The organism is Serratia sp. szju (genome assembly GCF_044594185.1).
Taxonomy (GTDB): Bacteria; Pseudomonadota; Gammaproteobacteria; order Enterobacterales; family Enterobacteriaceae; genus Serratia; species Serratia bockelmannii.
Genome location: NZ_CP172576.1, coordinates 4,800,398 through 4,822,226 on the forward strand (window position 1 = coordinate 4,800,398; position 21,829 = coordinate 4,822,226).

The following is a 21,829-nucleotide window of genomic DNA, read 5'->3' on the forward strand; positions in this document are numbered from 1 at the left end:
AATCAATCGTCATCAGCCCGGCCGGCGCGCCGGGCTTTTTTGTGCCTGATGTTCAGACGCCGATGACGTCCCGATAAAAGCGCTGTGCCACATCGGGGTGGGAACGAATGCGGCCTTTCAGGTAGTTATACCCCACGTCGCGCAGCAGCGGGTTGAGCGGATCGCTGGCCGGGCCCCGAGCCTGCGCCGCCAACGGCGGCGGCAGTTGATACAGCGGCACCACCGCGTCCAGCCGTGCGCCGAGGAAGAACGCGATCGACAACCTGTCGCGCCCTGCCGGCGGCGTCTCCACCCGGTGCACCGTGGCGCGCAGATAGCCGTTGGTCGCCAGCTCCAGCAGCTCGCCGATGTTCACCACGAAAGTGTCTTCACGCGGCTGCGCGTCTATCCACCGCCCTTCGCTCACCTCCACCTGCAGCCCTTTTTGCGCGTCCTGCAGCAGGAAGCTGAGAAACCCGGAGTCCTTGTGTGCGCCAACGCCCTGTGCGCTGCCGGTAGCCTCCCGCCCCGGATAGCGGATCAGTTTGATGTGCTCGTTGGGCTTCTCGCCGTACAAGCGATCGAACGCCTGCTCCGGCAGCGACAGCGCCAAAGCGAAAGCGCGCAGCAGCCGCAGCGACATGGCGGTCATCGCCTGTTGCCACTGCAGCAGCAGCGGTTTCAGCGTCGGTAGCGCTGCCGGCCACTGGTTTGGCCCCTGCAGGCGTGCCCAGCGTGGCGTGTCGTCAGACAACGTCAGCGCCGGGCGTTCGGCGCCGATATCGAACTGCTCGCGCCAGTCAGGCTGCCCGCGCGTGAGCTCCGCCGCCGCCCGGTTGTAACCGCGAAAGTGCGGCGAATGCACCATCTGCACCGCCAGCTTGTCGGCTTCCGGCAGGGCGAAAAATTGCCGCGCGGCGTGCTGCAGTCGCGCATTCAACGCGCCGTCTACGCCGTGCCCACGCAGATAGAAAAAACCGACATCGCGGGCCGCCGCGCGCAAATCGTCGAGAAAGGCGTGCCGCTGGCGCGCATCACCGTCAAGCTGCGAAAGATCCAGCAGCGGCAGCGTCTTCAGCGTCGTCAGATGCGTCATCATGCGGTTCCTCTTCTTCCCCGATCACGATCGGGCTGCCATACAGACGAATAATCAACATTGTCACTCCCCAGCGGGTAGCTGCATTTGCCCCATAGTTATCACCGCGCTCGCCGGAGCGGCCAATATTGTTGCGTTCTAAGTTATGCAAACGTTCAACAAACTGTCGCAAAACCGTCATCAATGTTTCTTATGCTCTGCGCAATTTCGCCGACGCCGCTGGCTGGCGATGGGCGCTATCCGCTATCCTGTAAACGACTTCATACCCTGCCTGCCGGAGAAATACTGATGGATTTAGCCTTATTCGACCTGGATGAAACCCTGATTGACGATGACAGCGCCAGCCTGTGGATCCGCTGGCTGGTCGGCCAGGGCTTCGCGCCGGCGGAGCTGGAACTGCAGGAGCAGCAGCTGATGCAGCTCTATTATCAGGGCAAGCTGTCGATGGAGGACTACATGCAGGCCACGCTGGCGCCGCTGACCGGCCTGAGCGTGCAAACCGTGGCCGGCTGGGTGCAACGCTACATTCGCCGCGATATCCTGCCGCGCGTCTATCCCGCCGCCCGTGAGCGCCTGCAGTGGCACCGCGAACGCGGCGACTGCATCCTGGTGATCTCCGCCACCGGCGAGCACCTGGTGGCGCCGATCGCCGAACAGCTCGGCGCCGACGATGCGCTGGCAATCGGCGTGGAAATCAGCGACGGTCGCTTCACCGGCCACACCTACGGCACCATGACCTACCAACAGGGCAAGGTGATCCGCCTGCAGCACTGGCTTGCGCAGCATCCGCACCTGAAGTTCGAGCACAGCCACGGCTACAGCGACTCTCTCAACGACAAGGCGATGCTGCAATTCGTCGACAGCGCCACGGTGATCAACCCCGACAGCGAACTGAGCGCGCTAGCGGCGGAGCACGGCTGGGAAGTGTGCCGCTGGGAGCGTTGATCGGCAGACAAAAAATGCCCTGCGGTGTGACAAAAAGCGCATTGTGGCGTAGGTATTAAGGGTCTTTAATCCGCTAACGGAGTTATCCCATGCTGACCATTTGGGGTCGTGAGAATTCGAACAACGTCAGGAAGGTGCTGTGGTGCGCCGCCGAACTGGGGCTGAGCTATACCCACATCAACGCCGGCGGCGCGTTCGGCAAGGTCAACGAAGAGAGTTACCGCGCGTTGAACCCGAACGGCCTGGTGCCGCTGCTGCAGGACGATGACTTCGTGCTGTGGGAGTCCAACACCATCGTGCGCTACCTGGCGGCGAAATTCGGCGACGCGACGTTCTATCCGCAAGATCTGCAGGCGCGCGCCGCCGCCGAGAAATGGATGGACTGGACCACCTCAACCATCGTTCCGGCCTTCACCATCGTCTTTTGGGGCCTGATCCGCACCGCGCCGGAGCTGCGCGACATGGCGAAAATAGAAGCGGCGATCGCCACGCTGGAAAAACACTTCGATATCATTGAACAGACGTTGGCGCACCAGCCTTACCTCTCCGGCGACGCGTTCGGCTTCGGCGATATTCCGCTCGGCAGCTTCGCCTACGGCTGGTTCGAGATGCCGATCGCCCGCCGCCCACGGCCGAACATGGAGCGCTGGTATCAGCAACTGCGCGCTCGCCCGGCCTATCAGCGCGGCGTGATGAGCGAGCTCACCTGATGCGTGCGGGGCGTTACGACGCCCCGACCTTCAGCAGCTTGCCGTCCCGTTCGTCCGTCAACAGATACAGGTAGCCATCCGGCCCGCTGCGCACCTCACGAATGCGTTCGCCGCGATCGCCCAGCAGCCGCTCTTCCGCCACCACTTTGTCACCCTCCAGCGTCAGGCGAATCAGTTCCTTTTGCGCCAGCGCGCCGATGAACAGCGAGTGACGCCAGGCAGGGAAGCGCTGCCCGTCATAGAACGCCATGCCGCTGAGGCCGGGCGAGACTCGCCAATAGTGCAGCGGTTGTTCGGTGCCGGGCACCCGCTCTCCTTTCGCCTCCGGGATCGGCTGGCCGGAATAGTTGATGCCGTAGGTGGCCAGCGGCCAGCCGTAGTTTTTACCCGGCAGCGGGATGTTGAGCTCATCGCCGCCGCGCGGGCCGTGCTCGTGTTCCCAGATCGCGCCGCTCCGCGGGTTCAATGCCAGCCCTTGCGGATTGCGGTGGCCGTAAGACCAGACCTCCGGGCGTTTACCTGCCTGGCCGACCCAGGGATTATCTGGTGGTATCGCGCCCTCGGCGGTCAGCCGCACCAGCTTGCCCTGCAGTTTGTCGGTTTCCTGCGCCGTCGGCCGCTGGTTGTTTTCACCCAGCGCGATAAACAGGTAGCCTTGCCTGTCGAACGCCAGCTTGCCGCCGAAGTGATTGCCGACCGACAGCTTGGGCTGCTGACGGAAGATCACCTTAAAGTTCTCCAGCCGCGCGCCATCGTCGCTCAGGCGGCCATAGCCGACCGCCGTGCCGGCTTTGCCGCCCTCGCCCGGTTCGGCGAAGCTGAGGTATACCCGGCGGCTGGCGGCGAAGTCGGGGGCCGGCAACACCTCCAGCAGGCCGCCCTGCCCCTCGGCGTAGACCTGCGGCACGCCGGCGATCGGTGCCGACAGGCCTTTGCCCGGCTGCCATAGCCGCAGCCGACCGGGCCGTTCAGTGATAAGCAGGCCTTGATCCGCCGGCAAGAAGGCCAGCGACCAGGGGTGTTCCAGGCCGTCCTGCAGTTGGCTGACCGTCGGCGCGGCGTGCAGCAGGCCGCTGCACAGCAGCAAACCGGCCAGCAGAGTCAATCGGGGCATGGTGTCCTCCTGGGGTGAAATGACCCGTTTAGTGTAGCCCACTCAGCGGATGTGGTCGTTTGCATTACATTTCAATAGGTTGCCTTTTGGCCGTAGTGTGCTTAAGTTAACGCATCACCCAGGAGGAAAAATGGACATTACCGTTACCGACGCGATTGACGAACAAACCCTCGATGCGATCAGGCAAGGGCTGCGCGCTTACAACCTGCCGCATATCGACGCCAGCCACCGCAAGCCGCTCAGCGTCTATGCGCGCGACGAAGCCGGTACGGTGATCGGCGGCCTGACCGCCGAAACCTGGGGCAACTGGCTGAGCGTCGAGTGGCTGTGGGTGGCGGATACCCAGCGCGGCAGCGGCCTCGGCGGCCGGTTGATGCGCGCCGCCGAACGCGAGGCGCAGGCGCGCGGCTGCCGCTACGCTCGCCTGGATACCTTCAGCTTCCAGGCGCGGCCGTTCTACGAAAAACTCGGCTATCAGTTGCAAATGACGCTGAAAGATTATCCGGTGGAACATGAGTGTTATTTTCTCACCAAAACCCTGACTGATTAATGGATGGACGGATGGACAGCAAAAGCATGGTGGTGAACTGTGTGGCGTACAAAGCCGGCCAACGGCTGGGCGAAGTGACCATCGACGATATCAGTGAGGTGGTCAAACAGCCGGACACCTTCGTATGGCTGGGGCTGCGGCAGCCGGAGCCGGCGTTTATGCGCAAGGTGCAGGAGGAGTTTGGCCTGCACGATCTGGCGATCGAAGACGCGCTGTGCGCGCATCAGCGGCCGAAGCTGGAAACCTACGGCGACTCGCTGTTCATCGTGGTGAAAACCGCGCAGTGGGGCGAACACGACGAAATCGAATACGGCGAAACCCACTTCTTCGTCGGCAAAAACTTTCTGGTGACGGTGCGCCACGGCGCCTCGCCCAGCTACGCGCCGATCCGCGCCAAGGCGGAAGAGAACCACAAGCAGATGTGCCACGGGCCGGGCTTTGCCCTCTATTCGGTGTTGGACTTCGTGGTGGACAACTACCGCAGTGTGGTGACGCGCTTCGAGAGCACCATCGAGAACATCGAAGCCAACATGTTCCAGTCGGAGTTCGATCAGGCGGCGATCGAGAACGTCTATACCCTGCGCCGCCACCTGTTGGCGCTGCGCAACGCCGCGCTGCCGATGGATGAAATCTGCAATCAGCTGATCCGCCTGCACGAAGAGGTGATCCCGAAGGAGCTGCGCGCCTACGTGCGCGACGTGCAGGATCACGCGCATCAGGTGGTCAGCAACATCGACGACATGCGCGAAATGCTGACCAACGCCATGCACGTCAACCTGGCGCTGGTGACGGTCAAACAGAACGAAGTGGTGAAACGGCTGGCGGGCTGGGGGGCGATTTTGGCCATCCCGACGGTGGTCTTCAGCCTGTACGGCATGAACTTCGCCGATATGCCGGAACTGAAGTTCCCGTGGGCCTATCACGCCACGCTGGGAGTGACCGCCGTCGGCTGCATTTTCCTGTATCAGAAGCTGAAGAAATCGGGCTGGCTGTAGCGCCAAAACGGCGGCTTTTCCCGCCGGCAAAGACGCTCTGCGAGGCAGCCGGATCCACCGGCCGCCCCGTTGCTTCAGTACAGCATCGGCCGTCGATCGCGATGCACGTGATTGTGGCGGCCGATGTGCTTGTCATCGGCTGCGCCGATATCCATCGATGCCAGCACCATGCCTTCGCCCTCCAGGCTCTGCGTCAACGGATAACCATCGGCGTCGACGATCACCGATCCGCCGATCCACGCAACGCCGCGCTCCGTTTCGCAGCGATCGCACACCGCAATGAACAGCCGATTGACGGCGGCGTTGGCCTGCGCCTTCACCATCTCCGCCGGCCGTTCACCCTGCGGGCGCGGCGCCAGCGGCCAGTTGACCGGCGCGCACAGCAGTTGAGCGCCGGCCAACGCCGGCAGCCGCACCCACTCAGGGAATTCGAGATCGTAACAGATCATCACCGCCAAGCGGCCAAAGCGGGTCTCGACGACCGGCGGTGGCCGATCGCCGGCGGTAAAGATCGTGCTCTCTTCATGCCACAGGTGGGCCTTGCGATAAATCGCCCTCACCCCCTGCGCATCGATCAATGCCGCGCTGTTGGCCACCTCACCCTCGGGCAGGCGCTCGCAGAAACCGGCGACGATCGCCACATCCAGCTCACGCGCCAGTCCCCCCCACAGGCTGAGGCTAGGCCCGTCTTCGGCCTCGGCCAACGCCAGCGCCTCCGCCTTATCGCGCAGCACGTAGCCGCTGTTCACCAACTCCGGCAACACGATGACGTTGGCGCCGTGCTGCGCCGCCCGGCGGATAGCCTGGGCGGACAGCGCCCGATTGTGCTCCGCTTCCCCTACCCGCAACGCTAACTGGCAGCATGCGACGCTGATTTTTTCCTTCACTCCGGTTCTCCTTCCAATAACCCCTCGCAGCGCAACGCCACCCGCCGTTCGGCTTCAAGATCGAGCTTACGGCACATTACGACATAAACGCTCCCGGCCACCAGCAGGCCGATCAGAAAAGCGATATCCGCGCCGCCCAGTAAAACAGCAAAGGGACCGGTGTAAAAGCCCAACGTCATGAACGGCACCATCGCCAGCAGACCGACCGCGTAAGCCGTCAGACCGGAGCCGCCCCAGCGGCCGTAGATCCCCGACGGGTTGAAGATTTCACCTATCGCGTAATGCCCGCCGCGCACCACGTAAAAGTCCATCAGGTTCACCGCCGTCCAGGGCACCAGAAAATACAGCATCAGCAGTACGAAGGTATTGAAGCTGGCGAGATAGCTCGCCGGGATGGCCAACGCCACCGCAAACACCGTCATAGCGACGACGCCAATGCCGGCCATGCGTAATTTCAACGTTGGCGTCACTTTACGGAACGCGTCAATCGCGCTGAGGCTGGTCAGCATTGCGCCATAACAGTTGACCGCCATGATACCGACCAGCGAGGGCACGGCGATCAGCACGGCCAACGTGCCAAACCCAGGATAGACGGCATTACCCACCGCCTGTACGCTGCCGATCGCATCGGGGGCCGGTAAGGCTGAAGCCAGAAACGCGCCCAGCGACATCAGCCAAAGCGCCGATCCGGCCGCCCCCAGGTAAGTCCAAAAGATCACGTTGGCCGACGGCGTTTCATGCGGTAAATAACGCGAGTAGTCGGAAACGTACACTGCGTAGCTGATTTGATAGCCGGCGGCGGCAGACAGCTGAATCAAAAAGGCCGCCCACGAAAAATGCCCAGCGCCGACGACGGCGTCCATCCGCAGCGACAACACGGCGCCGACCGTCAGCACGCCGAACACTGCCATCATCACATAGGTCAGCCAGCGCTGCACCGCATGCAGCATGTCGTGGCCGACGATCGCCAACAGCACGGCCACCGCGATCAGCAACGCATACCAAGGCAGACGGTGGCCCGGCAACACCGTGTTGATCGCATCGGTCGCGAGAATAACGTTGAACACGTTGAAACCGATGTAAACAAACACCACGGCGGCAAAGGGAACGATGGCGCCACGCAGGCCGAATTGGGCCCGTGACTGGATCATCTGCGGCAGCCCCATGCGCGGCCCCTGATTGGCATGACACGCCATGAAGAACGTGCCGAACCCCACGCCGACGGCAATGGCCAGCATCGAATAAAGCGCGCCCAACCCCAACGCCGGGCCGCTGAAACCGACCACCATCGTCGTCAAAACGAAATTACCGGTAAACCAAAACGGCGCCTGATGCCAAACCTTGCCATGCCGCTCGTGACGGGGCACATAGTCTATCGAGCGCACTTCAATTTTTGGGCGTGACGCCACATTGCGATTGTTCATGTCCCACCTCGTCGTTTCAACGCTCGGTTTGCGGCTGCAGCTGCGCTGCCGGGCGGCTCAACAGGCTGCCCAACACGAAGGCGACGCCGCCGCCCAGCAGACCGCCGTAGATCGGGCTGTTGGCATCGATGCCGTGCCAGATCATCAGCCCTACCACACACAGGCTGCCGGTCAGCATGCTGGCAATCGCGCCGGCGCTGGTAGCGCGCGGCCAGAAGATCGCCCCCACCAACGGGATCAACATGCCCCCCACCAACAGGTTGTAAGCCAGCGTCAGCGCCGCCAGCACGTCGCGCACCACAAACGCCAGCCCCAGCATGACCACACCCATGAAAAGCGTGGTGAAGCGCCCGGCGGCCAGCCCGCCGGAAGGTTTGCGGCGGATGGCCGGCAATACGTCCTCCAGCGCGATGGTGGAAGACGCCAGCAAGCAGGCGCTGGCGGTAGACATCAGCGCCGCCAACGCCGCGGCGGCCACCAGCCCGCTGACGCCGACCGGCAACACCGCCTGCGCGATAGCGGCGAAGGCGCCGTCGGTGTTGCTGAGCGACGGCAGCACGATCTTGCCGGCCATGCCGATCAGCGCGCCGGTCACGCCGTACAGCACGCAATAGACGCCCGCGCCCAGCCCGGCGAAGCGCGCCACATTGGCGCTGCGGGCGGTGAACACCCGCTGCCAGATGTCCTGGCCGATCAGAATGCCGAAGAAGTAGATCAGGAAGAACACCAGAATGGTGTCCAGCCCGATCGACGACAGCTGGTAGTAACCGGCGGGCAGCAGGCTGGTGAACGCCTCCCAGCCGCCGGCCTTGACGATGCTCATCGGCATCAGCACCAGCATCATGCCGACGGTCATGATGATGAACTGAATGATGTCGGTCAGCGTCAGCGACCACATGCCCCCCAGCGTTGAATACAGCACCACCAGCCCGCCGCCAAGCAGGATAGACGCGCTGAACGACAGGCCGAACATCACCTGCATCACGCTGCCGATGGCGATGATCGAGGTCACCGCCACCATCAGGTCATACGCCAGCATGATCGCGCCGCTGGTGACCCGCGCGGCCGGGTGATAACGCCGCGACAGCACCTGGCTGACGGTATACAGCTTCAGTTTGAGCAGCGGCTTGGCCAGCGCCAGGCTCAACACCACGATGCCCAGCCCGAGCGCGCCGCACAGCCAGACACCGGAGATGCCGTAGGTGTAGCCGAGCTTGACGCTGCCGATGGTCGACGCACCGCCGAGCACCACCGCCGACAGCGTGCCCAGATACAGCCCCGGCCCCAGGTTGCGCCCGGCCACCAGATACGCCTCTTTGGAATTGGCGCGGTGAATGCCCATCCATCCCACCGCGCCTATCACCAGAAAGTAAATCACCACAACCAGCAGATCGAGATTCATGGGTACCTCCACTCCGTTGTTATTGTTATCAGGGGGCCCGACGCAACCGCTCCGCCGGTAGGGTCAGTACGCCGGCCTCAGCGGGCCGGCAGCACGCACAACATTTCAAACAGCAGGTTGGCGGCCAGCAGCGCCGTGTTACCGGAGCGATCGTAAGGCGGCGACACTTCCACCACATCGCCGCCCACCAGGTTCAGCCCGCGGCAACCGCGTACGATCTCCAGCCCCTGCCAAACCGACAGCCCGCCGACCTCCGGCGTGCCGGTACCCGGCGCAAAGGCCGGATCCAACCCGTCAATATCGAAGCTGAGGTAAACCGGCGCATCGCCCATCTGCTCGCGGATCTCCGCCATCAGCGGCGTCAGCGACCGGTGCCAGCAGGCCTCGGCCGGCACCACGCGGAAGCCCTGGCGCCGTGACCAATCGAAGTCATCCGCCGCATAGCCGCTGCCGCGCAGGCCAATCTGCACCACCTTTTCGGGCGCCAGCAGCCCCTCCTCAAACGCGCGGCGGAAGGTGGTGCCGTGCGCCAGCTGTTCGCCGAACATCTCCTCATTGGTATCGGAATGCGCATCGACGTGGATCAGCCCGACCGGGCCATGTCGGCGGGCGACGGCGCGCAGCACCGGCAGCGTCAGGGTGTGATCGCCGCCGAGCGTCAACGGCATGCAGCCGTGTGCCAGGATCTCGTGATAAGCCGCCTCGATGCGCTGCACGCTGTCCGCCAGGCTGTAAGGGTTGATGGCGACATCCCCCAGATCGGCCACCTGCAGCCGTTCGAACGGGGCGGAACCGGTGCCCATGTTGTAGGGACGGATCATCACCGATTCCTGGCGGATCTGGCGCGGGCCATAGCGGGTGCCACTGCGGTTGGAGGTGCCGATATCCAGCGGAATGCCGACAAAGGCGGCGTCCAGACCGTGCGCCTGTTCGGCGGCGGGCAGGCGCATCATGGTGGGAATACCGGCAAAGCGCGGCATGTCGTTACCGCTTTGGGGTTGGTTCAGCATGGCGTATCCTTGTCTTGATCTGCGATGAATTGAAACATTTGAGCAACATTCGCAGACTACCCCGTTGGCCGCCTCGGCTACCATTCCCGCTTTTGCATGTAAACATCGGAAAACGCGATGCAACTAACCTATTGAAGTATTGATTTTTATTTCAAATTCATGCCATAAGGAAGACCATATCTTCAGCGCCGCACCTATTTCTTCGATGTTAAAAATGGGTTAACCGGCCGACGTTCTGCGGAGGGGGCGATGCTCACCAACCTAAGCGATATCGATCTGAAACTGCTGCGGGTGTTCGTCGCGGTGGCGGAAGCCCAGGGCGTCAGCGCCGCACAGGAAGCGCTGTTGATGAACCAATCCACCATCAGCACCCACCTGGCCTCGCTGGAAACCCGGCTGGGTTTTCGCCTGTGTCAACGCGGCCGCTCCGGCTTCCGGCTGACGCCCAAGGGCGAACGCATGCTGATCGCCTGCCGCTCGCTGTTCAACGCCGCCCGCGACTTCACCCGGGTCAGCCAGTCGCTGAACGGCCTGCTGACCGGCGATCTGCAGATCGGTCTGGTGGATAATCTGGTTTCGCTGCCGGGCAATCCGTTCAGTCAGGCCATCCAACACTTCCAACGCCGACATCAGGACGTGCAATTGCAGTGCCGCATCTGTTCGCCGAACGAGATTGAACAAGGGTTGCTGCACCGGCAGCTCGATCTGGGCATCGGCTACTTCGGCCAGCAGCTGGAGGCGTTGCGTTATCAGCCGTGGCTGGAGGAGACGCAGGCGATCTACTGCAGTAGGGATCACCCGCTGTTCGCGGTAGAAGAACCGGGGCGCGAGCAGATTGAAAACGCGCGCTGGGTCAAGCGCGGCTACCTGCTGGCGCAGCAGCTGTGCCCGATCGCGCCGCCGCATCTGGCCGCGGTGGCCCACCATATGGAAAGCGTCGCCCATCTGGTGCTGAGCGGCACCTGTCTCGGCTATTTGCCCACCCACTACGCGGCGCGTTGGGTGGAACAGGGGCTGCTTCGGCAGTTGGGCGGTACGGCGCTCTCATACCGCGCCACGCTCAGCCTGGTCAGCCGCCCCGTCCAGCCCGACGAGGCGCTGAACGCGCTGCTGGAGGATTTGGCGCGCGCCGCACGCCCATCACCTCATCGCTGAGAGGCCAGCGCCCGATTCATGGCAAACAGCGTGCCGGTTAAAGACAGGACGAGTAATCCGATGATGGCCCAGGCGAAAGAGGGCGCCCCGCCCTTGTCGAGCAACATGCCGCCGACCGCGCCACCGGCTGCCACGGCGGTATTCCAGCCCGTCGTATACATGGACTGCGCCACGTCGGCCGCGCGACCGGAAAGGCGTGACAATGCCGTCTGCGTGAGGGTGGCGAAACCGCCGAAAGCCAAGCCCCAACAAGCCACGGAGAGATAGACCATCGGGATCATCCGTCCCCCACTCCCCAGCAGCACGGCAGCGAGAGCAAAGATGACGATACTCATCACCGTAAGAGATTGGACTCGCCGATCGACCAGCATCCCGGCGACGCCCAATCCGGCAATCGCGCCCAGCCCGAAGATAAACAGAACGATATCAACCCGCTCGGACAACCCCGACGGCTTGAGAAAAGGCTCCAGGTAGATATACAGAATGTTATGGGCAACGATAAAGGTGAACACCACGAACAGCACGGCGCGGATCCCCCGTTGCAAGAATACGCCGCTCAGAGACGGCCGATGCGCCTTAGCCTGGCCGGGGAAATCCGGCACGATGGCGATGATCCACACCACGAGCACCAGCGCCATCAACGTCATCAGACCAAAGGCGCCCTGCCAGCCGATGGCTCGGCCAAGCAACGTGCCGAGCGGTACGCCAAGCACCAACGCCAAAGTGGCGCCGGCGCCGGAGATCGCAATAGCGCGGCCGCCAAGGTGGGCCGGTGACATGCGCACCGCATAACCGGCCAGCAAGGACCAAACGATGCCGCCGAAAACGCCGGCGAAGAAACGCGTCGCCAATGAGACGTGATAATCGTTCGACAGCGCCGTGACGAGGTTAACGATGGCAAAACCGCCGATCGCGCTCAACAGCAAGGGGCGGCGCCGCATGCCCTGCGTCAATGCGGTGAGCGGAATAGCGGCGACCAACGCGCCCACCGCATAGGCGGTGATGAACTGCCCCGCCAGGCTTTCAGATACATTCAAATCGCCCGCGATCGAAGACAGCACGCCCGCCGGCATGATCTCGGTCAGCAGCGTGATAAAAGCGGCCATCGCCAACGCCAGCAGGCCGCCCAGCGGCAACCGATCGATGCCCTCGGCAGGCGCAGATATCGTCGTTTGATTCATTAATCACTCCCCATTCAAAGATGTTTCCGCCCATCGCGGATGACGTTTGCATCATGCTGCCCACTCGCTGATAAAAGAAAAACAGGCTAAAGTGAACAACACTCATGACATAAAGTTCATCAATAGAATGGAAGCCTATGGAAAGTCTGGGTTCTCTCGACGTTTTCGTGCGGGTCAGTGAAAGCCGCAGTTTCACGGCGGCCGGGCAACAGCTGGGGATCTCCGCCTCGGCGGTCAGCAAGACCATCGCCCGGCTGGAGGAACGGCTCAGCGTGCGCCTGTTTCACCGTTCTACCCGCACGGTCAACCTGACACCGGAAGGGGCCTTGTTTCTGGAAAGGTGCCGACGCATTTTGAGTGAGGTGAAAGAGGCGGAAGCCGAACTGTTGCAAACGCGGGGAACACCTCAGGGCAAGCTGCGCATCAGTCTCCCGTCGCTGGGCACGCTTTTCATGCCAAAACTGGGGGACTTCAAGCGCCGCTATCCTGAGATCGAGCTGGATATTGATTATTCGGATCGGCTGGTTGACGTGATTGAGGAAGGTTTCGATGCCGTTATCCGCAGCGGAACCCCGAGCGATTCACGGCTGGTTGCCCGCCGGCTGGGTACCTGCCGCAAGGTTTTCGTTGGCGCCCCGGGTTATTTCAGCAAAGTGGGTATGCCGCGCAAGCCCGAGGATCTGACAAGCCATGCCCGTTTGCATTATCGCTTTCCCAGCACCGGCAAACTGGATGTCTGGCCGCTGGGAGACAAGACGGAGATGATCCCCGAACGGCCGGCCAGCATGGTGACAAATACCCTCGATCCGCAGGTATGCTTCGCCGAACAAGGGCTGGGCATCGCTTATTTGCCGGAGATCGCCGTGCGCAGACAACTGGAACAGGGCAGCCTGGTGACGGTTTTGGATGACTACAACCGCGAGAACATGGTTTTTCATGTCCTCTGGCCGTCGGGCCGCCACCTGTCAGTCAAAATCAGGCTGTTCGTCGACTTTGTGACGAGCCACCTTTTCCCGCTTTAAACAACGTATGCCGCCTTAACTGACCGGCATACGCGCCGGATCGGGATACTGGTACTCAAAACCCAGCTCGTTGCAGATGCGGTTGCCGTCCACCAGCCGCTCATCCTGATCCGCTTCGTCGGCGAACTGCGGCGGCGCCAGGTGCAGCTGTTCGGCCAGCGCAGGATAAAATTCGCGTTTGGCCGGATGATGCGGCGCGCACAGGTTGTACACGTGACCGCCCCTCGGCAGCTTCAGCAGCAGTTGGATGGCGGCGATGACGTCGTCCTGGTGCACCAAATTCACCCCCTGCGACCCGCCCTTCACGTCGAGTTTGCCCGCCAGGAAGCGGCCGGGGTGACGATCGGCGCCCACCAGCCCCGCCAGCCGCAGAATGTCCACCGAGGTGTTCGGCAATTCATGCAGCCAGCGCTCCAGCTCGGCCAACACCCGGCCCGACGGCGAGACCGGCCGCAGCGGCGACTCTTCGCGCAGCGTGCCGGCAGTTTCGCCGTACACCGAGGTGGAACTGGTAAAGATCACCCGCGGCACGCCAAAGGCCATCGCGCTGTCCACCAGCATGCGCACCGCATTGAAATAGTTCTCGCTGCCTTCGACGGTACGGCGAGCGGGCAGCGTCACCACCAGCGCATCCACACGCAGCAGCGATTCCAGATCGTCCGGATCGCACACCAGCTCCGGCGTCAGCTCCAGTTGATAGCATTCAATGCCGCTCATGCGCGCGGCCTCGACGCCGTCCGGCGTGGTTTTGCTGCCGACCACATCATACCCGCGGCCCATCAGCGATAACGCCAACGGCATGCCCAGCCAACCTAAACCAATAATGGCTACCTTTTTCATCCTCTTCCTCTCCTGAAGATCGCAGCGCCCTGCCCCTAAGGCTACGCCACTGTACACGGCGATACAATCTGCCCGGCTTAAGGTTAGGTAAAGCCGTGTGTGGCTAATAACTCAACCTGTTTCAATAAATTAAATTTATGACGTTAAAAAAGGGTTGCACGGTGGACAGCGGATAGTTTAGCTTAATTGGCATACGGTTTTTACCGGCTTTTGATTAGAGAAAAACACCATGACACGCGTTCAGTTCAACCACCATCATCACCATCACCCTGACTAGTCTTTCAGGCGATGTGTGCTGGAAGACGGTTTGTTAATCTTCCAGTGGCGCGCAGAACGCAAGAGAGAGCCCTCGGAAGATTTCTTCCGAGGGTTTTTTTTTGGCTCCGGACAGACAGAAAAGAAAGTTTTTTACAATAAATTCATAAAATTACAGATTAAACAGAGGTTACCATGCTGGACAAGACACGTTTACGGATCGCAATGCAGAAGTCGGGCCGCCTGAGCGATGAATCCCAGGAACTGCTGGCACGCTGCGGCATCAAGATCAACCTGCAGCAGCAGCGTCTGATCGCCTTCGCCGAAAACATGCCGATCGATATCCTGCGCGTGCGCGACGACGACATCCCGGGCCTGGTGATGGACGGCGTGGTCGATCTCGGCATCATCGGCGAGAACGTGCTGGAAGAAGAGCTGCTCAGCCGCCGCGCCCAGGGTGAAGACCCGCGTTACTTCACCCTGCGCCGCCTCGATTTCGGCGGCTGCCGCCTGTCGTTGGCCACCCCACTCGACGCCGAATACGCCGGCCCGCAAAGCCTGCAGGACGCCCGCATCGCCACCTCTTATCCGCACCTGCTGAAGCAATACCTCGACAAACAAGGCGTGCGCTTCAAATCTTGCCTGCTGAACGGCTCGGTGGAAGTCGCGCCGCGCGCCGGCCTGGCCGACGCCATCTGCGATCTGGTCTCTACCGGCGCCACGCTGGAGGCCAACGGCCTGCGCGAAGTGGAGGTGATCTACCGCTCCAAAGCTTGCTTGATCCAGCGCGACGGCGAAATGCCTGAAGCCAAACAGCAGCTGATTGACCGCCTGATGACCCGCATTCAGGGCGTGATCCAGGCGCGCGAATCCAAATACATCATGCTGCACGCGCCGAGCGAGAAGCTGGACGAGATCGTCGCGCTGCTGCCGGGCGCCGAACGCCCGACCATTCTGCCGCTGGCCGGCGCGCAGAATCGCGTGGCGATGCACATGGTCAGCAGCGAAACCCTGTTCTGGGAAACCATGGAAAAACTGAAAGCGCTCGGCGCCAGCTCGATTCTGGTGCTGCCGATTGAAAAGATGATGGAGTAACGCCATGTCGACCTTCAACACGCCGATCGATTGGGCAACGTGCAGCGCCGAACGCCAGGCCGAGCTGCTGATGCGCCCGGCGATTGCCGCCTCCGACAGCATCACCCGCACGGTGAGTGAGATCCTCGACAACGTGAAGGCCAATGGCGATCGGGCGCTGCGCGACTACAGCGCCCGTTTCGACAAGGCGGAAGTCTCGGCGCTGCGCGTCAGCGCCGAGCAGATCGCCGCCGCCGCCGCGCGGTTGGGTGATGACATCAAACAGGCGATGGCGGTGGCCGTCGCCAACGTGGAAACCTTCCACAACGCGCAGCGACTGCCGCCGGTGGACGTCGAAACGCAACCGGGCGTGCGCTGCCAACAGGTGACCCGCCCAATCGACTCGGTGGGCCTGTATATTCCCGGCGGATCGGCGCCGCTGTTCTCTACCGTGCTGATGCTGGCGACGCCGGCGCGCATCGCCGGTTGCCGCCGGGTGGTGCTGTGCTCGCCGCCGCCGATCGCCGATGAGATCCTGTATGCGGCGCAGCTGTGCGGCGTGCAGGAAGTGTTTCAGGTTGGGGGCGCGCAGGCGATCGCCGCCCTGGCGTTCGGCACCGAAAGCGTGCCGCGCGTGGCGAAGATCTTCGGGCCGGGCAACGCCTTCGTGACCGAAGCCAAGCGGCAGGTCAGCCAGCGCCTCGACGGCGCGGCCATCGACATGCCGGCCGGCCCTTCGGAAGTGCTGGTGATCGCCGACGCCGGCGCCACCCCGGCGTTCGTCGCTTCCGATCTGCTGTCGCAGGCCGAACACGGCCCGGATTCGCAGGTGATCCTGCTGACGCCGGACGCGGCGATGGCGCAGGCGGTGGCCGAAGCGGTGGAAAGCCAGCTGGCCGAGCTGCCGCGCGCCGACACCGCACGCCAGGCGCTGGCGAGCAGCCGCCTGATCGTAGCGCGCGATCTGACTGAGTGCGTGGCGATCAGCAACCGCTACGGCCCGGAGCACCTGATTATTCAGACCCGTAATGCGCGCGAACTGGTGGACAGCATCACCAGCGCCGGTTCGGTGTTCCTCGGCGACTGGTCGCCGGAGTCCGCCGGCGATTACGCCTCCGGCACCAACCACGTGCTGCCGACCTACGGCTACACCGCCACCTGCTCCAGCCTCGGGCTGGCCGATTTTCAAAAACGCATGACGGTGCAGGAGCTGACGCCGCAGGGCTTCAGCAACCTGGCCGCCACCATCGAGACGCTGGCTGCCGCCGAGCAGCTGATCGCCCACAAGAACGCCGTGACCCTGCGCGTCGCCGCCCTGAAGGAGCAAGCATGAGCATCGAAAAACTGGCGCGCGCCAACGTTCGCGAGCTGACCCCTTATCAATCGGCGCGCCGCCTCGGCGGTAAGGGCGACGTGTGGCTGAACGCCAACGAATACCCGATCGCCCCGGAATTCCAGCTGACCGCGCAAACCTTCAACCGCTATCCGGAGTGCCAGCCGGCGCAGGTGATCGAACGCTACGCCGCCTATGCTGGGGTCAAGAAAGAGCAGGTGCTGGTCAGCCGCGGCGCCGATGAAGGCATCGAGCTGCTGATCCGCGCCTTCTGCGAGCCGGGCAAAGACGCCATTCTGTTCTGCCCGCCGACCTACGGCATGTACGCCGTCAGCGCCGAAACCTTCGGCGTGGAGCGCCGCACCGTAGCCGCCAAAGAAGACTGGCAGCTGGATCTGCCAGCTATCGCGGACAGCCTGGACAACGTAAAGCTGATCTACGTCTGCAGCCCGAACAACCCAACCGGTAACCTGATCGACCCTGACTCTCTGCGCAGCCTGCTGGAGTTGGCCAAAGGCAAGGCGATCGTCGCGGTGGACGAAGCCTATATCGAGTTTTGCCCGCAGGCCACGGTGGCCGGCTGGCTGAGCGACTATCCGCACCTGGCTATCCTGCGCACGCTGTCGAAGGCCTTTGCGCTGGCTGGCCTGCGCTGCGGCTTTACGCTCGCCAATGAAGATCTGATTGCCCTGCTGCTGAAGGTGATCGCGCCTTACCCGCTTTCGACGCCGGTGGCGGATATCGCCGCGCAGGCGCTGAGCGAAGAAGGTATCCGCACCATGCGCCAGCGCGTCACCGATATCGCCGCCACCCGCAGCTGGCTGCAGCAACAGCTGGAGAAATGCGCCTGCGTCGAGCAGGTTTTCGCCAGCGACAGCAATTACCTGCTGGCCCGCTTCACCGCCTCAAGTAATGTGTTTAAAAGCTTGTGGGATCAGGGCATTATCTTACGAGACCAAAACAAACAGCCCGGGTTGTCCGGCTGCCTGCGCATCACCATAGGCACCCGCGACGAATGTCAACGCGTGGTGGACGCTTTGTCCGCCCTGCCCGGCGCCAACCCGACTCGCCAGGAGCCAATGTGAGCCAAAAAATCCTCTTTATCGATCGTGACGGCACGCTGATCGCCGAGCCACCGGAAGATTTCCAGGTCGATCGCCTGGACAAGCTGGCGCTCGAGCCAGACGTGATCCCTTCCCTGCTGGCGCTGCAACAGGCGGGGTATCAGCTGGTGATGATCACCAATCAGGATGGGCTCGGCACCGCCAGTTTCCCGCAGGAAACCTTCGATCCGCCGCACAACCTGATGATGCAGATCCTCAGCTCGCAGGGCATTCAGTTCACCGATGTGTTGATCTGCCCGCACCTGCCGGCGGACAACTGCGACTGCCGCAAGCCGAAGACCGCGCTGGTGAAGGGTTACCTCGAACCCGGCGTGCTCGATACCGCGCACAGCTACGTGATCGGCGATCGGCCGACCGATGTGCAGTTGGCGGAAAATATGGGCATCCAGGGGCTGCGCTACCAGCGCGGCGTGCTGGGCTGGAAAGAGATCGTGCGCCAGCTGACCCTGCGTGACCGTCACGCGCGGGTTAACCGCGTGACCAAAGAGACGCAGATCGACGTCAACGTGTGGCTGGATCGCGAAGGCGGCAGCAAAATCAAAACCGGCGTCGGCTTCTTCGACCACATGCTGGATCAGATCGCCACCCACGGCGGCTTCCGCATGGAGATCGACGTCAAAGGCGACCTGTATATCGACGATCACCACACGGTGGAAGACACCGGCCTGGCGCTGGGTGAAGCGCTGAACAAGGCATTGGGCGACAAGCGCGGTATTGCCCGCTTCGGCTTCGTGTTACCGATGGACGAATGCCTGGCGCGCTGCGCGCTGGATATCTCCGGCCGCCCGCACCTGGAGTACAAAGCCGAGTTCAACTATCAGCGCGTCGGCGATCTCAGCACCGAAATGGTCGAGCACTTCTTCCGTTCGCTCTCTTACACCATGGGCTGCACGCTGCACCTGAAGACCAAGGGCAAAAACGACCACCACCGGGTCGAGAGCCTGTTCAAAGTGTTTGGCCGTACGCTGCGCCAGGCGATACGCGTCGAAGGCAATACCCTGCCGAGCTCGAAAGGAGTGCTGTGATGAACGTGGTGATTTTGGATACCGGCTGCGCCAACCTGGCCTCCGTCACCTACGCGGTGCGGCGCCTGGGTTACCAGCCGGCGGTGAGCCGCGATCCGGAGATCGTGCTACGCGCCGACAAGCTGTTCCTGCCGGGCGTCGGCACCGCACAGGCGGCGATGGATCAACTGCGCGAACGCGATCTGATCGAACTGATCAAAGCCTGCTCTCAACCGGTGCTGGGCATCTGCCTCGGCATGCAGCTGTTGGCGGCCAGCAGCGAAGAGAACGGCGGCGTGACGACGCTCGGCCTCATCGATACGCCAGTAAAGCAGATGACCGACTTCGGCCTGCCACTGCCGCACATGGGTTGGAACCAGGTGTCCGCGCAGGCGGGCCACCATCTGTTCCGCGGCATCGATGACGGCGCCTACTTCTATTTCGTACACAGCTATGCGATGCCGATATGCCCCAGCACCATCGCCCAGGCGAACTACGGCGAGCCCTTCACCGCCGCCGTGCAAAAAGACAACTTCTTCGGCGTGCAGTTTCATCCAGAACGATCTGGAGCGGCCGGCGCGCAACTGTTGAAAAACTTTCTGGAGATGTAGGCAGCATGATTATTCCGGCTTTGGATTTGATCGACGGCAACGTGGTGCGCTTGCATCAGGGCGATTACGGCCAGCAGCGCGACTACGGCAACGATCCGCTGCTGCGTCTGCAGGACTATCAACAACAGGGCGCGCAGGTACTGCACCTGGTCGATTTGACCGGCGCCAAGGATCCGGCCGCACGCCAGATCCCGCTGCTGCGCAAGCTGTTGGCGGGGGTTAACGTGCCGGTGCAGGTCGGCGGCGGCATCCGCAACGAGCAAGACGTCAGCGCCCTGCTGGAGGCCGGCGCCACACGCGTGGTGATCGGCTCTACCGCGGTGAAACAACCGCAGTTGGTGCAGAGCTGGTTCGAGCGCTACGGCGCCGACGCGCTGGTGCTGGCGCTGGACGTGCGTATCGACCCGCAGGGCGTGAAACGCGTGGCCATCAGCGGCTGGCAGGAAGATTCCGACGCCACGCTGGAACAGGTGGTGGAGCAGTTCCTGCCCTACGGGCTCAAGCACGTGCTGTGCACCGATATTTCGCGCGACGGTACGCTGGCCGGTTCCAACGTGGCGCTGTATCAGGCGATCAGCCGCCGCTATCCGCAGGTGGCCTTCCAGGCCTCGGGCGGCATCGGCAATCTGGACGACATCGCCCAGCTGCGTGGCAGCGGCGTTGCCGGCGTGATCGTAGGGCGCGCCCTGCTGGAAGGTAAATTTAGCGTTGAGGAGGCGATCGCATGCTGGCAAAACGGATAATCCCGTGCCTGGATGTTAAAGACGGGCAAGTGGTAAAAGGCGTGCAGTTCCGCAACCACGAAATCATCGGCGACATCGTGCCGCTGGCGCAGCGCTATGCGCAAGAAGGTGCGGACGAGCTGGTGTTTTACGATATCACCGCCTCGAGCGACGGCCGGGTGGTGGACAAAAGCTGGGTATCGCGCGTGGCGGAGGTGATTGATATTCCGTTCTGCGTCGCCGGCGGCATTAAAAGCGCCGAGGATGCCAGCCAGATCCTGTCTTTCGGCGCCGACAAGATTTCGATCAACTCGCCGGCGCTGGCCGATCCTGAGTTGATTAGCCGCCTGGCGGAACGCTTCGGCGTGCAGTGCATCGTGGTAGGCATCGATACCTGGTTCGACAGTGAAACCGGCAAGTATCACGTCAACCAATATACCGGCGACGAGAGCCGCACCCGCATCACCCAGTGGGAAACCCTCGACTGGGTACAGGAAGTGCAGCGCCGCGGCGCCGGTGAGATCGTGCTGAACATGATGAACCAGGACGGCGTGCGCAACGGTTACGATCTGCAGCAGCTGCGCCGGGTGCGCGAGGCCTGCAAGGTGCCGCTGATCGCCTCCGGCGGCGCGGGCACCATGGAGCATTTCCTGGAAGCGTTCCGCGATGCGGACGTCGACGGCGCGCTGGCGGCGTCGGTGTTCCACAAACAAATCATCAATATCGGCGAACTGAAAAGGTTCCTGGTCGAACAAGGCGTGGAGATTCGCGTGTGCTGACAGAACAACAGAGAAACCAGCTGGACTGGGAAAAAACCGACGGCCTGATGCCGGCCATCGTGCAGCACGCCGTATCCGGCGAAGTGCTGATGCTGGGTTACATGACGCCGGAAGCGCTGGCGACCACCGAGCAGAGCGGTAACGTCACCTTCTTCTCGCGCACCAAGCAACGCCTGTGGACCAAAGGCGAAAGTTCCGGCCACTTCCTCAAGGTGGTCAGCATCACGCCGGACTGCGATAACGACACGCTGCTGGTATTGGCCAACCCGATCGGCCCGACCTGCCACCTCGGCAACAGCAGCTGCTTCCACCCGGCCGCCAGCGACTGGACGTTCCTCTATCAGCTGGAGCAGCTGTTGGCGGAGCGCAAGCACGCCAGCCCGGACAGCTCGTACACCGCCAGCCTGTACGCCAGCGGCACCAAGCGCATCGCGCAGAAGGTCGGGGAAGAAGGTGTGGAAACCGCGCTGGCCGCCACGGTCAACGATCGCGAAGAGCTGACCAACGAAGCCTCGGACCTGATCTATCACCTGCTGGTGCTGCTGCAGGACCAGGATCTGGATCTGAGCGCGGTGATCGGCCGGCTGCGCGAAAGGCATCAGAAAAAAGCGTGACGT

General features: G+C 62.6%; 24 protein-coding genes and 1 other annotated feature. Of the genes, 15 read left to right on the plus strand and 9 right to left on the minus strand.

The window, feature by feature from the left end:
• Positions 1 to 52 precede the first annotated feature (52 nt).
• Complete coding sequence (locus RE418_RS22740) at positions 53 to 1,075, minus strand: isopenicillin N synthase family oxygenase (RefSeq protein ID WP_089180718.1); 1,023 nt, start codon at positions 1,073 to 1,075, stop codon at positions 53 to 55.
• Entirely contained in the window at positions 1,020 to 1,256 is a 237-nt protein-coding gene (locus RE418_RS22745; protein WP_072008235.1) for a hypothetical protein, read from the minus strand. Before RE418_RS22745 ends, RE418_RS22740 begins: the two co-directional genes overlap by 56 nt.
• Before the next feature lie 107 nt (positions 1,257 to 1,363).
• On the opposite strand from RE418_RS22745, the gene RE418_RS22750 reads away from it, so the two are divergent.
• Complete coding sequence (locus RE418_RS22750) at positions 1,364 to 2,020, plus strand: HAD family phosphatase (protein ID WP_025302204.1); 657 nt, start codon at positions 1,364 to 1,366, stop codon at positions 2,018 to 2,020.
• A gap of 89 nt (positions 2,021 to 2,109) precedes the next feature.
• Positions 2,110 to 2,730: a glutathione S-transferase family protein gene (locus RE418_RS22755; RefSeq protein WP_025302203.1), complete on the plus strand. Its 621-nt coding sequence runs from the start codon at positions 2,110 to 2,112 to the stop codon at positions 2,728 to 2,730.
• A gap of 13 nt (positions 2,731 to 2,743) precedes the next feature.
• Here RE418_RS22755 and RE418_RS22760 read toward each other — a convergent pair whose 3' ends face one another.
• Positions 2,744 to 3,844, minus strand: coding sequence for a PQQ-dependent sugar dehydrogenase (locus tag RE418_RS22760; protein ID WP_049207932.1), 1,101 nt, complete (start codon positions 3,842 to 3,844; stop codon positions 2,744 to 2,746).
• Between the two features lie 130 nt (positions 3,845 to 3,974).
• On the opposite strand from RE418_RS22760, the gene RE418_RS22765 reads away from it, so the two are divergent.
• Both RE418_RS22765 and RE418_RS22770 read left to right on the plus strand, forming a co-directional pair.
• Positions 3,975 to 4,394, plus strand: a complete 420-nt coding sequence (locus RE418_RS22765) for a GNAT family N-acetyltransferase (RefSeq protein WP_025302201.1) — start codon at positions 3,975 to 3,977, stop codon at positions 4,392 to 4,394.
• Between the two features lie 11 nt (positions 4,395 to 4,405).
• Positions 4,406 to 5,389, plus strand: coding sequence for a magnesium and cobalt transport protein CorA (locus tag RE418_RS22770; protein WP_043137840.1), 984 nt, complete (start codon positions 4,406 to 4,408; stop codon positions 5,387 to 5,389).
• Positions 5,390 to 5,463: 74 nt separating this feature from the next.
• On the opposite strand, the gene RE418_RS22775 is transcribed toward RE418_RS22770, so the two are convergent.
• From RE418_RS22775 to speB, 4 genes are all read right to left on the minus strand, one after another.
• Entirely contained in the window at positions 5,464 to 6,276 is an 813-nt protein-coding gene (locus RE418_RS22775; protein ID WP_089180717.1) for a nitrilase-related carbon-nitrogen hydrolase, read from the minus strand.
• Complete coding sequence (locus RE418_RS22780) at positions 6,273 to 7,700, minus strand: cytosine permease (RefSeq protein ID WP_049205896.1); 1,428 nt, start codon at positions 7,698 to 7,700, stop codon at positions 6,273 to 6,275. The genes RE418_RS22775 and RE418_RS22780 overlap by 4 nt, the downstream gene beginning before the upstream one ends.
• A gap of 16 nt (positions 7,701 to 7,716) precedes the next feature.
• Positions 7,717 to 9,102, minus strand: coding sequence for a sodium:solute symporter (locus tag RE418_RS22785; RefSeq protein WP_049205893.1), 1,386 nt, complete (start codon positions 9,100 to 9,102; stop codon positions 7,717 to 7,719).
• A gap of 77 nt (positions 9,103 to 9,179) precedes the next feature.
• On the minus strand, positions 9,180 to 10,112 hold the full coding sequence (gene speB / locus RE418_RS22790; RefSeq protein WP_043137848.1) for an agmatinase: 933 nt from the start codon (positions 10,110 to 10,112) through the stop codon (positions 9,180 to 9,182).
• 249 nt (positions 10,113 to 10,361) lie between these two features.
• Between speB and RE418_RS22795 the strand changes: the two genes are divergently transcribed.
• Positions 10,362 to 11,267 (plus strand): LysR family transcriptional regulator, encoded by a 906-nt coding sequence (locus RE418_RS22795; protein WP_025302195.1) that lies wholly within the window; start codon positions 10,362 to 10,364, stop codon positions 11,265 to 11,267.
• On the opposite strand, the gene RE418_RS22800 is transcribed toward RE418_RS22795, so the two are convergent.
• Positions 11,258 to 12,448, minus strand: coding sequence for an MFS transporter (locus tag RE418_RS22800; RefSeq protein WP_025302194.1), 1,191 nt, complete (start codon positions 12,446 to 12,448; stop codon positions 11,258 to 11,260). The two genes, RE418_RS22795 and RE418_RS22800, sit on opposite strands and share 10 nt — an antisense overlap.
• 137 nt (positions 12,449 to 12,585) lie before the next feature.
• Here RE418_RS22800 and RE418_RS22805 point away from each other — a divergent pair, with 137 nt between their 5' ends.
• Positions 12,586 to 13,470 (plus strand): LysR family transcriptional regulator, encoded by an 885-nt coding sequence (locus RE418_RS22805; protein WP_089180716.1) that lies wholly within the window; start codon positions 12,586 to 12,588, stop codon positions 13,468 to 13,470.
• 15 nt (positions 13,471 to 13,485) lie between these two features.
• Here RE418_RS22805 and RE418_RS22810 read toward each other — a convergent pair whose 3' ends face one another.
• The gene (locus RE418_RS22810) at positions 13,486 to 14,310 is read right to left on the minus strand and encodes an SDR family oxidoreductase (RefSeq protein ID WP_043137858.1); all 825 of its coding nucleotides are present in this window, start codon (positions 14,308 to 14,310) and stop codon (positions 13,486 to 13,488) included.
• A gap of 229 nt (positions 14,311 to 14,539) precedes the next feature.
• On the opposite strand from RE418_RS22810, the gene hisL reads away from it, so the two are divergent.
• From hisL to hisIE, 9 genes are all read left to right on the plus strand, one after another.
• A complete protein-coding gene (hisL, locus tag RE418_RS22815) occupies positions 14,540 to 14,587 on the plus strand; it encodes a his operon leader peptide (protein WP_100396937.1) in 48 nt (15 codons plus the stop codon).
• Positions 14,563 to 14,689: a sequence feature (His leader region), on the plus strand. Its footprint overlaps the gene before it by 25 nt.
• A gap of 71 nt (positions 14,690 to 14,760) precedes the next feature.
• Entirely contained in the window at positions 14,761 to 15,660 is a 900-nt protein-coding gene (gene hisG / locus RE418_RS22820) for an ATP phosphoribosyltransferase (RefSeq protein WP_015377256.1), read from the plus strand.
• 4 nt (positions 15,661 to 15,664) lie between these two features.
• Positions 15,665 to 16,972, plus strand: coding sequence for a histidinol dehydrogenase (gene hisD / locus RE418_RS22825; RefSeq protein ID WP_089180715.1), 1,308 nt, complete (start codon positions 15,665 to 15,667; stop codon positions 16,970 to 16,972).
• Positions 16,969 to 18,057, plus strand: a complete 1,089-nt coding sequence (hisC, locus tag RE418_RS22830) for a histidinol-phosphate transaminase (protein ID WP_049205882.1) — start codon at positions 16,969 to 16,971, stop codon at positions 18,055 to 18,057. The genes hisD and hisC overlap by 4 nt, the downstream gene beginning before the upstream one ends.
• Entirely contained in the window at positions 18,054 to 19,121 is a 1,068-nt protein-coding gene (hisB, locus tag RE418_RS22835; protein WP_016928404.1) for a bifunctional histidinol-phosphatase/imidazoleglycerol-phosphate dehydratase HisB, read from the plus strand. The genes hisC and hisB overlap by 4 nt, the downstream gene beginning before the upstream one ends.
• Positions 19,121 to 19,711, plus strand: a complete 591-nt coding sequence (hisH, locus tag RE418_RS22840) for an imidazole glycerol phosphate synthase subunit HisH (RefSeq protein WP_025302189.1) — start codon at positions 19,121 to 19,123, stop codon at positions 19,709 to 19,711. The genes hisB and hisH overlap by 1 nt, the downstream gene beginning before the upstream one ends.
• A gap of 5 nt (positions 19,712 to 19,716) precedes the next feature.
• Positions 19,717 to 20,454: a 1-(5-phosphoribosyl)-5-[(5-phosphoribosylamino)methylideneamino]imidazole-4-carboxamide isomerase gene (gene hisA, locus RE418_RS22845; RefSeq protein ID WP_025302188.1), complete on the plus strand. Its 738-nt coding sequence runs from the start codon at positions 19,717 to 19,719 to the stop codon at positions 20,452 to 20,454.
• The gene (gene hisF, locus RE418_RS22850) at positions 20,436 to 21,212 is read left to right on the plus strand and encodes an imidazole glycerol phosphate synthase subunit HisF (protein WP_033637764.1); all 777 of its coding nucleotides are present in this window, start codon (positions 20,436 to 20,438) and stop codon (positions 21,210 to 21,212) included. The genes hisA and hisF overlap by 19 nt, the downstream gene beginning before the upstream one ends.
• On the plus strand, positions 21,206 to 21,826 hold the full coding sequence (gene hisIE, locus RE418_RS22855; protein WP_015377251.1) for a bifunctional phosphoribosyl-AMP cyclohydrolase/phosphoribosyl-ATP diphosphatase HisIE: 621 nt from the start codon (positions 21,206 to 21,208) through the stop codon (positions 21,824 to 21,826). The genes hisF and hisIE overlap by 7 nt, the downstream gene beginning before the upstream one ends.
• Positions 21,827 to 21,829 lie beyond the last annotated feature (3 nt).

Excerpts from the sequence above, each read along its gene's own strand:
- RE418_RS22805 (WP_089180716.1), top strand. The coding sequence starts at position 12,586 with ATGGAAAGTCTGGGTTCTCTCGACGTTTTCGTGCGGGTCAGTGAAAGC.
- RE418_RS22755 (WP_025302203.1), top strand. The coding sequence starts at position 2,110 with ATGCTGACCATTTGGGGTCGTGAGAATTCGAACAACGTCAGGAAGGTG.
- RE418_RS22770 (WP_043137840.1), top strand. The coding sequence starts at position 4,406 with ATGGACAGCAAAAGCATGGTGGTGAACTGTGTGGCGTACAAAGCCGGC.
- hisA (WP_025302188.1), top strand. The coding sequence starts at position 19,717 with ATGATTATTCCGGCTTTGGATTTGATCGACGGCAACGTGGTGCGCTTG.
- RE418_RS22780 (WP_049205896.1), bottom strand. The coding sequence starts at position 7,700 with ATGAACAATCGCAATGTGGCGTCACGCCCAAAAATTGAAGTGCGCTCG.
- hisC (WP_049205882.1), top strand. The coding sequence starts at position 16,969 with ATGAGCATCGAAAAACTGGCGCGCGCCAACGTTCGCGAGCTGACCCCT.
- RE418_RS22765 (WP_025302201.1), top strand. The coding sequence starts at position 3,975 with ATGGACATTACCGTTACCGACGCGATTGACGAACAAACCCTCGATGCG.
- hisH (WP_025302189.1), top strand. The coding sequence starts at position 19,121 with ATGAACGTGGTGATTTTGGATACCGGCTGCGCCAACCTGGCCTCCGTC.
- hisG (WP_015377256.1), top strand. The coding sequence starts at position 14,761 with ATGCTGGACAAGACACGTTTACGGATCGCAATGCAGAAGTCGGGCCGC.
- RE418_RS22785 (WP_049205893.1), bottom strand. The coding sequence starts at position 9,102 with ATGAATCTCGATCTGCTGGTTGTGGTGATTTACTTTCTGGTGATAGGC.
- RE418_RS22760 (WP_049207932.1), bottom strand. The coding sequence starts at position 3,844 with ATGCCCCGATTGACTCTGCTGGCCGGTTTGCTGCTGTGCAGCGGCCTG.
- RE418_RS22810 (WP_043137858.1), bottom strand. The coding sequence starts at position 14,310 with ATGAAAAAGGTAGCCATTATTGGTTTAGGTTGGCTGGGCATGCCGTTG.
- RE418_RS22795 (WP_025302195.1), top strand. The coding sequence starts at position 10,362 with ATGCTCACCAACCTAAGCGATATCGATCTGAAACTGCTGCGGGTGTTC.
- hisD (WP_089180715.1), top strand. The coding sequence starts at position 15,665 with ATGTCGACCTTCAACACGCCGATCGATTGGGCAACGTGCAGCGCCGAA.
- hisF (WP_033637764.1), top strand. The coding sequence starts at position 20,436 with ATGCTGGCAAAACGGATAATCCCGTGCCTGGATGTTAAAGACGGGCAA.
- speB (WP_043137848.1), bottom strand. The coding sequence starts at position 10,112 with ATGCTGAACCAACCCCAAAGCGGTAACGACATGCCGCGCTTTGCCGGT.
- RE418_RS22750 (WP_025302204.1), top strand. The coding sequence starts at position 1,364 with ATGGATTTAGCCTTATTCGACCTGGATGAAACCCTGATTGACGATGAC.
- RE418_RS22800 (WP_025302194.1), bottom strand. The coding sequence starts at position 12,448 with ATGAATCAAACGACGATATCTGCGCCTGCCGAGGGCATCGATCGGTTG.
- RE418_RS22745 (WP_072008235.1), bottom strand. The coding sequence starts at position 1,256 with ATGACGGTTTTGCGACAGTTTGTTGAACGTTTGCATAACTTAGAACGC.
- RE418_RS22740 (WP_089180718.1), bottom strand. The coding sequence starts at position 1,075 with ATGACGCATCTGACGACGCTGAAGACGCTGCCGCTGCTGGATCTTTCG.